The 14,558-nt window shown below is 65.9% G+C and carries 14 protein-coding genes and 1 riboswitch; all 14 genes read left to right on the forward strand.

Going from position 1 to position 14,558, the window contains the following annotated elements; translation table 11 throughout:
• The first annotated feature begins 33 nt into the window (after positions 1-33).
• The 14 genes from GEMMAAP_RS08085 to recO all read left to right on the forward strand — a co-directional run bounded on the left by GEMMAAP_RS08085 (position 34) and on the right by recO (position 14,542).
• Positions 34-528 (forward strand): PTS sugar transporter subunit IIB, encoded by a 495-nt coding sequence (locus tag GEMMAAP_RS08085; RefSeq protein WP_026850558.1) that lies wholly within the window; start codon positions 34-36, stop codon positions 526-528.
• Entirely contained in the window at positions 528-1,238 is a 711-nt protein-coding gene (locus GEMMAAP_RS08090; RefSeq protein ID WP_026850559.1) for a PTS sugar transporter subunit IIC, read from the forward strand. Before GEMMAAP_RS08085 ends, GEMMAAP_RS08090 begins: the two co-directional genes overlap by 1 nt.
• Positions 1,231-2,079, forward strand: a complete 849-nt coding sequence (locus tag GEMMAAP_RS08095; RefSeq protein ID WP_158514778.1) for a PTS system mannose/fructose/sorbose family transporter subunit IID — start codon at positions 1,231-1,233, stop codon at positions 2,077-2,079. Before GEMMAAP_RS08090 ends, GEMMAAP_RS08095 begins: the two co-directional genes overlap by 8 nt.
• Complete coding sequence (locus GEMMAAP_RS08100; RefSeq protein WP_026850561.1) at positions 2,079-2,345, forward strand: HPr family phosphocarrier protein; 267 nt, start codon at positions 2,079-2,081, stop codon at positions 2,343-2,345. Before GEMMAAP_RS08095 ends, GEMMAAP_RS08100 begins: the two co-directional genes overlap by 1 nt.
• Positions 2,346-4,082, forward strand: coding sequence for a phosphoenolpyruvate--protein phosphotransferase (gene ptsP, locus GEMMAAP_RS08105; protein ID WP_053334419.1), 1,737 nt, complete (start codon positions 2,346-2,348; stop codon positions 4,080-4,082). It begins immediately after the preceding gene.
• Between the two features lie 119 nt (positions 4,083-4,201).
• Entirely contained in the window at positions 4,202-5,371 is a 1,170-nt protein-coding gene (gene metK, locus GEMMAAP_RS08110) for a methionine adenosyltransferase (RefSeq protein WP_026850562.1), read from the forward strand.
• Between the two features lie 122 nt (positions 5,372-5,493).
• Positions 5,494-6,012, forward strand: coding sequence for a bifunctional nuclease family protein (locus GEMMAAP_RS08115; RefSeq protein ID WP_043581381.1), 519 nt, complete (start codon positions 5,494-5,496; stop codon positions 6,010-6,012).
• Positions 6,013-6,032: 20 nt separating this feature from the next.
• Positions 6,033-7,259, forward strand: a complete 1,227-nt coding sequence (locus GEMMAAP_RS08120) for a hypothetical protein (protein ID WP_026850563.1) — start codon at positions 6,033-6,035, stop codon at positions 7,257-7,259.
• A gap of 10 nt (positions 7,260-7,269) precedes the next feature.
• Positions 7,270-7,476, forward strand: a riboswitch (cobalamin riboswitch).
• A gap of 133 nt (positions 7,477-7,609) precedes the next feature.
• On the forward strand, positions 7,610-8,536 hold the full coding sequence (locus GEMMAAP_RS08125) for an ABC transporter substrate-binding protein (protein WP_026850564.1): 927 nt from the start codon (positions 7,610-7,612) through the stop codon (positions 8,534-8,536).
• Entirely contained in the window at positions 8,526-9,542 is a 1,017-nt protein-coding gene (locus GEMMAAP_RS08130) for a FecCD family ABC transporter permease (protein WP_053334420.1), read from the forward strand. The genes GEMMAAP_RS08125 and GEMMAAP_RS08130 overlap by 11 nt, the downstream gene beginning before the upstream one ends.
• Entirely contained in the window at positions 9,539-10,384 is an 846-nt protein-coding gene (locus GEMMAAP_RS08135; RefSeq protein WP_026850566.1) for an ABC transporter ATP-binding protein, read from the forward strand. Before GEMMAAP_RS08130 ends, GEMMAAP_RS08135 begins: the two co-directional genes overlap by 4 nt.
• Complete coding sequence (locus GEMMAAP_RS08140) at positions 10,381-12,450, forward strand: TonB-dependent receptor plug domain-containing protein (RefSeq protein ID WP_026850567.1); 2,070 nt, start codon at positions 10,381-10,383, stop codon at positions 12,448-12,450. Before GEMMAAP_RS08135 ends, GEMMAAP_RS08140 begins: the two co-directional genes overlap by 4 nt.
• A 147-nt stretch (positions 12,451-12,597) precedes the next feature.
• On the forward strand, positions 12,598-13,698 hold the full coding sequence (locus GEMMAAP_RS08145) for a hypothetical protein (RefSeq protein WP_145979055.1): 1,101 nt from the start codon (positions 12,598-12,600) through the stop codon (positions 13,696-13,698).
• 94 nt (positions 13,699-13,792) lie between these two features.
• Entirely contained in the window at positions 13,793-14,542 is a 750-nt protein-coding gene (gene recO / locus GEMMAAP_RS08150) for a DNA repair protein RecO (RefSeq protein ID WP_026850569.1), read from the forward strand.
• Positions 14,543-14,558 lie beyond the last annotated feature (16 nt).

Raw genomic sequence — 14,558 nt, forward strand, 5'->3', positions numbered from 1 at the left:
GCCGACGCTGCGTCGCGACCTCCTACCGTTCGCATGCCCATCGCGCTTTATCGTATCGATGATCGTCTCATTCACGGCCAGGTGGTCGTGGGATGGGGGCAACCGCTTGAGCTGGGCTTCATCGTGTTGGTGGACGACGAGGTGGCCTCCAGTGAGTGGGAGCAGGAGCTGTACCGCATGGGCGTCCCGCCTGAGATGGCGGTGTATTTCCACACGGTTGGTGATGCCGCCAACCAGCTGGCCGAGTTTGAGCGCAATCCCAAGCCGGGCATTGTCCTGGTGGGTGACATTGGCACCATGCAGCGCCTTGTCACCGCCTCCGCCGGACAGGTGCGAACCGTAAACGTAGGCGGGGTGCACCATTCTCCCGGACGTGTTGGCCGCTTGCGGTATGTGTTTCTCACGCCGGCCGAGGAAGAAGGCCTGAAGGAGATGGCCGCGCACGGCGTGGATGTCACCGCGCAAGACGTTCCCTCCGCGCGCCCGGTGCCGCTCGCAGAATTGCTGCAATCCAGTCCGGGCGCCTGATGGACGGCCTGGCCTTGCTCGTGGATCTCGTACCGGTGGCGCTGCTGGCAGGCGTGGCGGGACTTGATGTCGTGAGCTTTCCACAGGCCATGATCTCCCGACCTATTGTGGCCGCCACGCTGGGCGGGGCCTTTCTCGGGGCGCCGGAGGCCGGGCTGGTCTGCGGGACGGCCCTTGAATGCCTGGCTCTTGAGGCGCTCCCGGTGGGGGCCTCCCGTTATCCCGAGTGGGGCAGTGCCTCGGTGGTGGCGGGCGCGGTGGCGGCGGTCGGAGCCACGGACTCCTCGTTCCCCGATGTCGGTGCCTTTGCGGTGGCGGTGCTGGTGGGAATCCTCACCGCCTGGGGCGGTGGTTGGACCATGGTCAAGCATCGCCAGCTGATCGCCCGCTTCGCCCGCCCGCGTCTTGGGCAGCTGGCGGCTGGCTCACGGAACACGGTCGTCGGGCTGCAGGTGTTCGGGATGACCGCCGACCTCATGCGTGGGGCCATCATCGGAGCCGTGGTGTACCTGCTGTCGCGCCCGGTCGCCGCCATGGTGAATACCAAATGGACGGTGGACGAAGATCTGTCGCGGGCCATCATTGTGGCCTGTGTGGCGGCGGTGGCCGCGTCGGCGGTCTGGAAGGACTTCCATGCCATTAGCGGCACACGGCGCCTGTTCGTGGCCTCGCTCGCCGTGGGGACACTGCTCGTGGTGGCCGGTGGCTGACGCCGACCTGCATCCGTCCCCCCTCCCTCCGGTCGCTGCCACGCCGGCAACCGGGACGGCACCGGTATTGCCCCTTCACGACGCGGCGCCACTCCCCACAGGCTTGCGCCTTTCCATGCTGCTCCGCTGCATGGCCATCCAGGGCTCGTGGAACTACGAAATTCTGGTGGGCAATGGCGTCGGTTTTTGCGTGGAGCCCGCGCTGCGGCAACTCCCCGGTGGTGTGGATGGGCCGCTCTACAAGGAGGCGTTGGCTCGACAATCCGTCTACTTCAACGCGCACCCGTACCTCGCGTCGCTGGCTATCGGCGCCCTGGCGCGCGCTGAACTGGACCAGGTGCCCCCCGTCCGCATTGAACGGTTCCGCACGGCGCTCTGCGGCCCGCTCGGCAGCGTCGGCGACCGTCTGGTCTGGGCGGCATGGCTCCCGGCGTGCTCCCTCGTGGCGCTGCTGCTCTTCGGCTTTGGCTGGTCCCCGCTTGGAGTCATGGTGGGGTTCCTCTTACTGTACAACATCGGACACCTCGCGCTGCGCGACTGGGGACTCCGGGCCGGCTGGCGTTTCGGTCTGCGGGTTGCCACGGCGCTGGGACATCCGGTGCTTCAGCATGGCCCGCGCTACATTGGTCTGGTGTCGGCCGTACTTGGGGGGCTCGCGCTCCCGCTGGCGGTCCATCGGGCCATTGGTAGTCAGAACCCGTTGTCGCCAATCCCCATGGGAGTAGCGGTTGCTACTCCGGTACTCGCTGTCCTCCTCGTGCGACTGCAAAGCCGTGCCGAGGGATGGCGCGTCGTCCTGTTGTTGCTCGCGGCTTTTGTCCTTTACTCGGTGGTCCGTTAATGGCTGAACGATCCGTCCAAATCGTGAACAAGCATGGGCTGCACGCGCGGCCCGCGGCCGAAATGGTGAAAGCCGCGTCGAAATTCAAGAGCGATATCACCATCTCGCGAGATGATCTCGAGGTGAACGGCAAGAGCATCATGGGCGTCATGATGCTGGCGGCGGAATACGGCGCCACCATCACCCTGCGCGCCGCCGGTCCTGATGCGGACGACGCGCTGGAGGCGCTCTCCGCACTGGTGGCGGCGCGCTTCGGAGAGAGCTGAGTGCTTTCGGTTCTCCGCGGCATTCCCGCGTCGCCGGGGATCGTCGTGGGCCCCGTGCACCTCCTGCGATGGGAGGTGCCGGAGGTGCGTCATCGACTCGTGGATGACAGCAGCATTGAACAGGAAATCGAACGATTCCATGCCGCGGTGGAACGCGCGCGCGAGCGGCTGCGACTGCTGCGTGCCCGCACGGAGGCGCAGGCCGGACCGGAAGAAGCGGCCATCTTCGATGTGCAGCTGTCTATTCTCGATGATGGCGAGCTGACGAACAGCACCATTGCGCTGATCCGGCAGAATCTGGGGGCGGAAAAGGCGTTCGACATCGTGCTGTTGGAGTGGCGCCAGCACTTTGCGCGCTCCAGCGCTCCCATGCTGCGCGAAAAGGTGGGCGACCTCACCGACGTGCACATCCGCGTGCTCTCCATTCTGCTGGATCTGCCCGATCACGATCCGGTGGATGTGCCGCGGGGCAGCAACACCATTCTGGTGACGCACGATCTCACGCCGTCGCTCACCATGCAGCTCGATCGCGAGTGCATTGCCGCCATTGCCACGGAAGCGGGAACTGCCACCGCTCATGTGGCCATCCTCGCCCGTTCGCTTGGACTGCCGGCGGTGGTGGGTCTGCGTAACGCCCTCACCGCGCTGCACGGCGGGGAAATCGTCATTCTCGACGGTGCCGAAGGCACCATGGTGATCTCGCCGTCCGATCACGAAGTGGATGAAGCCCGGCAACGGGTGGCCGAAGAGGAAGGGCGCGCCGACGTCATTCGCGAATTGGCGCTGAGCGAACCCGTCACGCGCGATGGGGTCCGCGTGGTAATCCGCGCCAATGTCGATATTCCCGAAGAGTCCGACTACGGCGCCAGCAGTGGTGCCGAAGGGGTCGGCCTCATGCGCACCGAATTCCTCGTGGTGGGGCGTGCCAGCATGCCCGACGAGGAGGAACAGTATCGTGCCTATACGCGCGTGGTGAAGGCCTTCGCCGGTCAGACGGTCATCATCCGCACGTATGATGTCGGAGGGGACAAGCTTCCCGTGGGAGGCTTCCCGCACGAAGCCAATCCCTTCCTGGGGTGGCGGGCCATTCGCATGTGCCTCGACGAGAGCGAACTGTTCAAGGTGCAGCTGCGGGCCTTGTTGCGGGCTGCGGTACACGGCGATCTGCGCATCATGTTGCCGCTGGTCGTTACGGTGGACGAAGTGCGCGAAACGCGTCAGCTGATCAGCGAATGCATTGATGAACTGGCGGCGCGACGCGTCCCCTTCCGTGATGACGTCCCGCTGGGAGTCATGATTGAAACTCCCGCCGCCGCGGTGGCCTGCGATACGCTGGTCCGCGACGTGGATTTCTTCAGCATCGGTTCCAACGATCTGGTGCAGTACATGCTGGCCGTCGATCGTGGCAACGCCAATCTCGCGCCCCGCTTCACGCCGTTCCATCCTGCCGTACTGCGTCTCATGGCACAGGTGCAGGCCACCGGCGCCGCACATGGCATCGATGTCTGCGTCTGCGGCGAAATGGCGTCGCAGCCGCTCGCCGTCTTCGCCTTGCTCGGCTTGGGGCTGCGCCAGTTGAGCGTGGCGCCGCGGGCCGTCGCTGACGTGAAACGCATCATTCGTGGGGTACGGGCCGAGGTGGCCGCCGACGCCGCCCAAGCCGCCATGGCCTGTAGCACGGCCCGCGAGGCCGAGGTCCTGCTGCGACGGCGCCTTCGGGCCGAGTTGCAGCTCTAGGGGTGTTTCCCCCGGTGGCACCGTGCCCCGGGGCCCCGGAACGGTTGCAGTTGCCCCGATCCTCCCCTAGTCTACCCAAGACTTTGCGAAGTATTCACTTACCCCGAGACCAGCACCCCGTGGCCGATCGTCATCTCTTCACGTCTGAGTCAGTCACCGAAGGACACCCGGACAAGATTGCGGACCAGATCTCTGATGCCGTTCTCGATGCCATCCTGACCGTGGATCCCGCCGCGCGCGTGGCATGCGAGACGCTCGTCACGACCGGCCTCGCTGTCATTGCCGGCGAAATCACGACCACGGCCTACGTGCACTTGCCGGAAATCGTCCGTCAGACCATCGATGGCATTGGCTACAACAATGCGGAATTCGGTTTCGACGCCAAGACGTGTGCCGTGATGAGCACCATCGATCGGCAGTCGCCGGACATCGCGCAGGGTGTGGATACGGGCGGCGCCGGTGATCAGGGAATGATGTTCGGCTATGCCACCGACGAAACGCCGGAGCTCATGCCGTTGCCCATCCAGCTGGCGCATGCGCTCACGCATCAGCTCTCGGTGCTCCGCAAGGACGGCACCTATCCCTGGCTGCGCCCCGACGGCAAGGCACAGGTCTCCGTGGTCTACGAGGGCGACCGTCCAGTGGCTGTGGATACCGTTGTCATTTCCACCCAGCACGACGAAAAGGTGTCCAACACCAAACTCCGTCGCGCCATCCTCGACGACGTCATCCACGCGACCATCCCCGAAGAGTTCATCGCGCGCCGCATGAAGACGCACATCAACCCCACCGGCCGGTTTGTCATTGGCGGCCCACAGGGTGATGCCGGCCTCACGGGGCGCAAGATCATTGTGGACACGTACGGTGGCATGGGGCGTCATGGCGGCGGTGCCTTCAGCGGCAAGGACCCGTCCAAGGTGGATCGCTCGGCCTGCTATGCGGCACGCTGGGTGGCCAAGAACATCGTGGCCGCCAAACTTGCGCGCCGGTGTGAAGTGCAGGTGGCCTACGCCATTGGTGTGGCCGAACCTGTGTCGGTGTACGTGCAGACGTTTGGCACGGGCGCGGTGCCTGATCGTGAAATCGAAGCGGCGGTCAATGCCGTCTTCGACCTGACGCCTCGTGGCATCAGCAAGGCGCTCGACCTGCGCAAGCCCATTTATCAAGCCACGGCCGCCTATGGGCACTTCGGGCGGAAATCCGAAACCATTGGCCGTGGCAAGTCGGCGCGTACCACGTTTACGTGGGAACGCACCGATCGCGTCGCCGCGCTCAAGAAAGCGCTGTAACAGGCGCCCATGGACCTCAACCGACCGCTGGGGCGCCGCCGCCGGATGTTGGCAAGGCGGCGTGCCATGCGGTCGGTTTGCTCCCGTGGCGGGTATTCTCGGTATCCCCACCCGGAGTCCGCATGATGCAGGAAGTCACCGTGGCCCGCCTCGGCCTCGATAGCGCGACGAATTCGTACGTCGTTATCCTGCGCGAAAAGGTGGGCACCCGTGTGCTGCCGATATGGATCGGCAAGCCGGAGGCCGAATCCATTCTCATGCAGATGAATCAACTCAAGCGCGAGCGCCCGCTCACGCACGATCTCTGCAAAGCGCTCATCACCGGACTCGGCGGAACGCTGCGTCGGGTCAGCATTACGCGCGTGGAGAAGAGCACGTACTTCGCGGAGATGCAGCTCGAGGGCGCCAACGGCCTCATTGAGGTCGATGCCCGTCCTTCGGACAGTATCGCCATCGCGCTTCGGCTCGATGCCCCGATCTACGCGCCAGATGCTCTGCTCTCGGTCATGGAGGTGGATGGCGACGACACGTCGCCCACGCCTCAAGAGACTGGGGAGGACGTGCACGGCCTGTCCGCCGAGCAATTGCAGGCTTACCTCGAGAATCTCCGGCCGGAAGACTTCGGCAAGTTCATCCCCTGAGACTCCGTTCACCGTTCCCCGTGCCGAACCTTCGTGCCGTGTTTCGTCTCGTGAAGCATCCGTTGCTCAGCCTGCTCGTCCTCGCCGCTACACTCATGACTGCTGCGGTGGCTGGCGCGCAGACCACCAGTCGTACGGTTGAAGGCCGCGTCCGACGCCCCGTGCGCGAGGGGGCCGACTCCACGGGCATGGGCCCCACCCGCGACGTGTGGGTCACCCTGCATCGGGTTGGCAAGGACACGGCGGGGCCGGTCGATTCGGTACGCAGCGACGCGAACGGTCGGTACCGCTTCACCTACACCCCGTTCGGCAATGCCGACGCGGTCTATTTCGCGTCAACCACCTACGGCGGCATTGCCTATTTCACGGCGCCGCTCAAGACCGCCAAGGCCACTGGCGACGAAACCGAAATCACCGTCTTCGATACCACGTCGCGCACGTTCCCCCTGTCCGTAAAGGGGCGACACCTCATTGTCAGCAAAGCCGACAGTTCCGACAAGCGCACGGTGGTGGAGGTCTTCGAGCTCTCCAACGACAGCCTCGCCACGCTGATCGCGGCGGAAGTACCGAACGCCGCGCCCACCTGGAGTGTGGGAATTCCCGCCGCTGCCGTCGATGTGCGGGCCAACGAAGGCGAAATCTCCCCCGATGCATTTGCGGCACAGAACGGCCGGGTCTCGGTGTTCGCACCGATCGCGCCCGGCGTCAAGCAAGTGGCCTTTTCGTACAAACTACCCAGCAGCAGCTTCCCACTGCGCGTGCGGTCGGAAGCGGGCGCCGTGGTCTTTGAAGTGCTGCTCGAAGAGGCGCAGGGCACCGTGAAAGGGCAGGGCTTCACCTCAGTCGATGCGGTCGCACTTGAAGGGCGCAACTTCCGTCGGTTCCTGTCGCAGGACGTCAAGCCGGACGCCGACGCGGTTATCGAATTGCCGTCCAGCGGGACTCCCGGACGCAATCTCTACATTGCCGGCTTGTTGGTCGCGGTAGGGTTTCTCATGATGCTGGCACTGACGCGCAGCATGCAACGCGCGGCCAGCAAGCGCGGCCAGGTGGTGCCCACGCTGCGGCCGCAGGAGCCGGATACGCCACTCGGAGATCGGCTCGCGCAGGAGATTGCGGCCCTCGATGCCGTCTATGCCCGACAGGATAATCCGTCGGCGGCGGTTACCGCCGCGTATCAAGCACGACGCGCGGAGCTCAAGGCAGCGCTAACGCAAGCGCTTGCTGAAGCCGGGTCCGGACGGTAGGTTCTAATCGTCGCACACAGGGTGCGACGGACAACTGATTTCGAGCACGGGACACGGAAACCGGTGAAAAGCCGGTGCGGCCCCGCCACTGTAACGGGTAACTCTGCGGTCCTCACGGACTGCACAGCAGCGTCACTCAGTTCACCACTGATCGCAAGATTGGGAAGGTGAGTGACGTCGCCCGGAGCCAGGAGACGACCCGCGCTCTCTCTTTGACGAAGACCCTCGAGGGGGGGCTCGTGCAAACGTGACTGCGCGGTCGTGTCATTACCGTCGTCATGGGTGCTCGGGCGTCTTCTCGTGGGAGAGGATGCCCGTTCGTGTTTCCTCACCCACGATTGGTACGCAGGGTGCGTGCGATCCTGCTGCCGGTATTCGGCAGCGTGCTGGTCGCGTGCTCCGGCGATCGTGCCGCGTCGTCCGCCTCACCGGCGGGCGCGTCTGTGGCTGCGCCATCCGTTACCGATGACTTTGGCGCACCACTCCCCACCGATGCGCAGTTCGCCGAGCGCGTCGTATCGCTCAATCCCGCGGCCACCGAGGCAATCTTTGCCATTGGAGCCGAGGCGCGGCTCGTGGGACGTTCCCGATGGGATAAGTATCCGGCTCAGGTGGAGCGCATCCCCGCGCTCGGTGATGGGATTCGCCCGGCGGTCGAAGCAATTCTCGCCGCCCGCCCTACGCTGGTCATTCTGTATGCCACCGCCGAGAACCGCGCGGCGGCTGACGCGCTGACCCGCGCTGGCATACGAACGATCGCCCTGCGCGTCGACCGCATCGCGCAGTTCCACGCACAGTTGCGTGCGTTGGGGGTGGCGCTGGGCGCAACGGCACGCGCGGCTGCCGTCAGCGATTCGGTGCAGCGCACCCTAAATCGAGTGCGAACACTCACAGCACGCGTGACCGATCGCCCCACCGTCGTGTGGCCCGTCTGGAATACCCCGCCCATGGTCATTGGCGGGGGCAGCTACATGGATGAACTGCTGGAGATCGCCGGGGCTCGCAATGTGTTCCATGAGCTCGCGCAGCCTTCACCATCCGTGAGCATGGAAGAGGTCATGGCCCGCAATCCGGCCTACGTGATTGTGAGCGCCACACAGGCCACTGAGCTGGGGCGCAACGACAGCTGGCGGGCGCTGGCCGCCGTGCGCGAACAGCGGTTCATCACGCACGACCCGGTGGTTACCGGGCGTCCGTCCGTGGTCCTTGGGATGGCCGCCGTTCAACTCGCCCGGGCATTGCACCCGGCACTCGCGGATTCCTTGCGTGATCGCTGAATCGGGGGATACCTCCCACAGCGAAAACCGTACCGCCTGGCCATGGGTGCTAGGGGGCGTGCTGTTGGTGCTCGTCGCGATGCTCGGCATCGCGCTCGGCGCCATCGCCTTGCCCGTCGGACAGGTGCTGGATGCCCTCCGGGGCGTTGGGGAGTCATCCACTGTTTCCATCGTGCGCGATTTGCGTCTCCCGCGCGTACTGCTCGCCGCCATCGTGGGGGCGGGGCTCGCCATGAGCGGCGGCGCCTTGCAGGGCACGCTCCGCAATCCCTTGGCCGAACCGTATTTGCTGGGGGTGTCTGGCGGCGCCGCCGTGGGCGCCGTGATGGCCATGGCCTTTGGTGTGGTGGCGCCTGTGCTCATTACGGCCTGCGCCTTCGCGGGCGCTGCTGTAGCCACGCTGGTGGTTACGGCATTGGCACGCACGGTAGGCGGCAGTGGCGACACGCGATTGTTGCTCATGGCCGGGGTGGTCGTGGGGGCCTTTGCCAATGCGGCCATTCTCGTGGCGCTTGCCGACGCACCACCGGAACGACTCCGCGGTGCGCTCTGGTGGATGATGGGCAGTGCCGCCGATGCATCGTGGGGCGCCGTCCTGCGCAGCGGTGCGGCGGTTCTGCTGCTGGGCGGCATTCTGGTGTGGCGCGCGCGCGAACTCGATGTGTTGGCGCTGGGCGCAGAGCCCGCCGCAGCGCTCGGCGTAGACGTGGATCGCGCCTCGCAGCGCACATTTCTGGTGGCCAGTTGGCTGGCCGCCGCCACGGTGGCCGCTGCCGGACTGGTTGGTTTTGTCGGGCTGGTGGTACCCAACCTGGCCCGCGCACTTGGGGCACGACAACACCGCCCCATGATGCTGCTGTCGGCGGTCTACGGCGCCGTGCTGCTGGTGGCGGCCGATCTGCTGGCGCGTACGCTGCGCGCACCGGCCGAGTTGCCGCTCGGGGCCGTGACGGCGCTGGTGGGTGTGCCGTTCTTTCTGTCGCGTCTGCGCAAGGTGGCCGCATGACGGGCGGCGTCTCACCCCTGTCTGGTTCGCCCAGTCATGCCGGTGCCCCATCGCTCGCGTTCCACGCCGTCACGGTGCGCTATCCGCAGCGTGAGGTTGCCGCGCTGTCCAATGTGACGCTCCACGCGCAGCCTGGATGTGTCACGGCCGTCGTGGGCCCCAACGGCAGCGGCAAGAGCAGTCTGGTACGCGCGTTGCTGCGCCGCGTACCGCTGGCTGGCGGTCATATCGAACTGGACGGCGTCAACATCGCGCAGAGCACCGCGCGCGACCTCGCGCAACAGGTGGCCATCGTGCCGCAGCGCGAAGAACCGGTGATGCCCCTGTCGGTGCGCGAGTTCGTATTGCTGGGGCGTCACCCGCGCCGCAGCGCCTTTGGTGGACCCTCGGCCGACGATCGGGCGCACGTCCTCTCCGCGCTCGATCGCGCAGGCATTCTCGACGCCGTGGATCGTCGCACGGACTCGTTGTCGGGGGGCGAGTGGCAACGGGTGCGCATCGCGCGAGCGCTGGCACAGGACACACGCGTATTGGTACTCGATGAGCCCACCACGTTTCTCGATATCGCGCACGAGATGGCGGTCTTTGAACTGGTAGACACGCTCGCCCGTGAAGGGCGTACCGTGTTGCTGGTCAGTCATCAGCTCAATCTTGTCGCGCGCTTCGCTGAGCACATCGTGCTGCTCGACAAGGGACAGGTGGCCGCGGCGGGCACGGTGGATGACGTGATGCGGGGCGATGTCCTGGAAGCCGTGTACGATTGGCCACTGGTTGTCACACGCGATCCGGCCATTGGCGTGCCGGCCCTGTTGCCCCTGCGCGGCCGGGGGCGGTCTCGGTGATCAGCGCCGCGCTCTTCATGCTGCTGCAGGGACCGGCTGCGGACATTGTGCGGGTGTGCGCGCAGGATGCTCGCACTGGCGAGGCGGTGGTAGGGATCAGTGTGCGCGCCGCCGATGGAGCCACGCACACCGCGGCAGGTGCGTGTACCACGGTGCGGGCGGGCGTGGGCACGGCACTGATGATCATGCGGGTGGGGTATCTGCCGCGGCCGGTGGTCCTGAGCGGTAACGGCGTGACGGTGTACGTGATGCTGGTCCCCCGTACGAGTCGTGGTGTGGGGGATTCCCTCGGGTTTGCGGTGCTGGCCACCCAGCGTGTCACTGCCAACGCGCAGGCTGACGCCAATGGCGCGCGCGTGCACGCAACGATCAGTGCGCAGCAGGCGCGCGAGCGCGGCGTGGGCAGTATGAACGGCGTGATCGGATTGCTCCCGTACACGTCGCTCCGTTCGGCGCGCGGAGAATCGGGATTGAGTTTGCGCGGGGCGCGGCGAGAGCAGGTGGTCATCACGCTCGATGGGTTGCCACTCAACGATCCGGCCACCGGCCTGGCCGATGTCTCCGATGTCCCGCTGGTGGCGCTGCAGTCGGCAACGGTATTGCCCGGTGCGGATCCGCTGAGCGCCGGCAGTGGGGCGAGCGGTGGCGTGTTGTCGCTGACCACAGGCGCCCAGCGCACCGTCAGCGTGCGCAGCGGGGCCTTTGGGCAGCGGGTCGCCGAAGGCGCCTGGGCGGGAGTGGTGCAACAGACACGCTGGCACGGGGCACTCTCCCATCGAACGGCGCGCAATGACTTTGCATTCGTAAACGCGGCGGGTGTGCAACCGGTAACGGAAACGCGCATCAACAACGACGAGCGGCGCACGGTCTTCACCGGCGGGTTGGTTAGTGCGCGTACTCAGTGGAACCTGCTGTTCTCCACTGGTGAGCGGGGCATGGTGGGCCCCGCCAATGTGCGCGCATACGACAGTGACCGGTCACTCACCACGCGGCTCATGGTGCGAGGGCAGACGGCTGTTGGGAACAGCATGCTCTCCACGGGCGCACGGGCGTTCATGCTGCGCTACCGTGATCCCGCCAGTCCAACGCGTGATTCACGCGCGACGGCGTGGGCCAGTGATGCCGAGTGGCGTGGAAACGTCGCCGGGGGATCCTGGCGGGTGGGTGGTGGTGCGGATGGACTGACCGCCACGGGCAACGTGCAGCAGCAGCGGGCGCGCGGATTTGCCGCGTGGGGATGGCAACGCCCTGGTGCCGCAGCACAGCGTGTGGACGCTGATGCTGGAGTACGGGTGGACGTGGTGGAACGCAGTGGCGTGCTCCCCACGGCGTCCGTCGGCAGCAGCGTCAGGCTGTCTGGTACACGTAGTGGTTCGGTCGTTCGGCTGGTGTCCCGCGTGGCGCAGGCCGTTCGTGTTCCAACGCTGTACGACTTGTATTTCTCCTCGCCGCAGCGACTGGATGTGCAGGCGCTGTCGCCTGAGCGTGTCCTGCTGGATGCCAGCACGGGGGTACAGGGCGTCTGGCAAACGCCACGGTGGCGCGCCACGGGCGAACTGCAGGCGGTTGCGCGCGACACGCGCGACGCCATTGTCTGGTTCCCCGGCAACTTTGGCTGGAGTCCGGCCAATGTCGGGCGCGAGCGGCTGCGCGGCACAGAGGCGCGTGTTGAACTCAACACACTCGCCCTGTCGCTGGGGGTGTGGCACACCTGGTATCAGCCCACGCTGCGTAGCGGTGGGCTCACCATCCCCACGCCGTACGTCCCGCTGCACAGCGTGGGCGGGCAAGGGCTCTGGCAGCATGGGGCTCACGCGCTCAGTGCCGTAATTCGCTTTCAGGGGCGACGGCCGTTCACGGCCGGTCCTCGAAATCCGCTCTTTGAACTGCCGGCGGTGACGCTGCTCGATGTGGCCATCACCCGCCGTCATCTGTTCACGCACCTCGATGCCCTGTTCTCGGCAGGGCTCGACAATGCCACCAACGTGCGGTGGCAGTCAGTGCGTGGCTTCCCAATGCCCGGGCGCGGCTGGTCCGCCTCGCTCACGTTGCAGCCGCGGCCGTAACCCGCGTCGGCACTTCGGGCGCATGGTTACGCATGCGCACGAGGGCATCTGCAGGACCGTTGTCTCACTCCCCACATCGGCCTTTCGATGATGAAGCAAGGTTTCTCTCTGTCTATTTCACGTCGTACAATCACACTGGTTGGCCTCGTGCTGACCACCGCTCTTGTCGGCGCGTGCGGTAGCGACAATCCGACCACCACAACGCCGCAGCCTCCGCGCGGAATTCTGGTGCTCGATGGATTCATTCAGCCCGGCCTGACTTTTCTTGGCGATACGGGAACCGCCTCCACCAAGCTGGCGCTGGGCCCCTCCACCGAATTTGATGCCGGCGGCTTTACGCTGGAACGCGATACGGTGCTGGCCGTTTCAAGCCGCGGGGCCGGTGACCTGCTGTACATCACTGATGTCCGTGCATCCACGTTTCGTCGCCTGCAGCTCCCGCCCCGCAGTAATCCGTCGCGCGCGCGATTGTTTCGTGGCAGCAATGGTCAGTCGCTCATTGCTGCCGCACTCCGCGATTCAAGCGCCATTGCGCTGGTCGCGGTGACCGGTGCCGGCACGCCGGCCATTACCCGTATTCCCAATGCGGGGCTCTGTCCCACCGACATGTTTCAGTACGACAACGCCACCTGGGTGGTGGATGCCAATGCCAACTGCAAGGCCAACTATGCGGTGCAGGGCGACGTGCGTCTCATTCGCATCCCCAATACGGGCACGACGCGCGACACGATCAACGTGACTGGAATGCGCGGCTCCGGAGCCTCGGCGTTGGTCATCGGCGACGTGGCGTATCTCAGTGCGGGCGGCGACGCGAGCTTTGCGAGCTTCCCGTACACACTACTGGCCACCGGTTCCGTGGCCCGGATTGACCTGCGTAACCGGCGCGTGCAGCTCACACGACAGATGCCCGCCGGCAGCTACGGGGCCGGCACCAAGCTCGGCCTCGATGGCTTCCTGTATGTCTCGCTGTATGAGAATCTCAGCGCCTTTGCTGGACGCATTCTGAAGGTGCGCGCGGACGATCTCTCCTTCGTCACCAACGGCGCCACGCCATTCCTTGATCTCAAGTCGGCCGCTGGTGCCGCGGTAAACTGCGGCAGCGGGCAGGCTGATGCCTTTGGCCGCCTCCATTGCATTCAGAACGGGACCGGATCCGTGACCTCGCTTGTCGTCTTCTCCCCCGCGTTCCAGGAAGTCCGTCGCGTGCTGGCCGGCCAGGGCGGTGTGGATATGGCGCTGCGGCCGTAAGGGCAGCCGCCGCGCGTATGCGGAGCCGTACTCCGGGAGGGCCACGATTCCCTCCCGGAGTGCAAAACGGCCGTGGTTTCCGCCATCGTTCGCCATGCCTTTGCTCCAGACCGACGCCGTCGTGCTGCACGTCGCCGACTACCTCGAGTCCAGCCGCATCCTGCGGCTGGCCACTCGCGATGCCGGGGTGCTCTCCGTCGTCGCGCGGGGGGCCCGGTCGTCCAAGAAGCGCTTTGGCAGCGCCGTCGACCTGTTTGCGGAAGGGCAGGCGCAGCTGCAGCTCAAGCAGGGGCGCGACCTCCACGCCCTCAACAGCTTCGATGTCACACGTGCCCGACCAGCCCTCGCGCTCGACCTCGGGCGCTTCACCGCGGCGAGCACCATCGCGGAGTGCGTGTTGCGGCTGGTGCACGACGAGTCAGCGCCGTCGGTCTATCTGGCGCTTGTTGACAGCTTCGATCGGCTCGCCACGGCCAAACCGCAGAATACGGCCAGCGTGACCTTGGGCGCCCTCTGGCAACTGCTGGGGGAAGTCGGGTACCGCCCCACGATCGATAGCTGTGTCGAATGCCATGAGCCCATCGATCCGGCCAGCGAGGCACGCTTTCATCCTCTGGCCGGCGGCACCTGCTGCGTCCACTGCGCCCGCCGGATCCCTGGTGGCCGACTGCTCCCCCCGGAGGCCCGCGATACCCTGCGCCAGTGGCTCGACGGCGGATTGCCCCCCCTCGCGGATCCTGCCATTCGCGCCCACCAGCGTCTGCTCCGCGAGTTCCTGCACCAGCACCTCCCGGACAATCGCCCGCTCAAGGCATTTCAGCTGTGGGAACAGGGGGGATGGTAGTTTTTAGCTCACGCTA

Source organism: Gemmatimonas phototrophica, from assembly GCF_000695095.2.
In the GTDB taxonomy this organism is placed as follows: domain Bacteria; phylum Gemmatimonadota; class Gemmatimonadetes; order Gemmatimonadales; family Gemmatimonadaceae; genus Gemmatimonas; species Gemmatimonas phototrophica.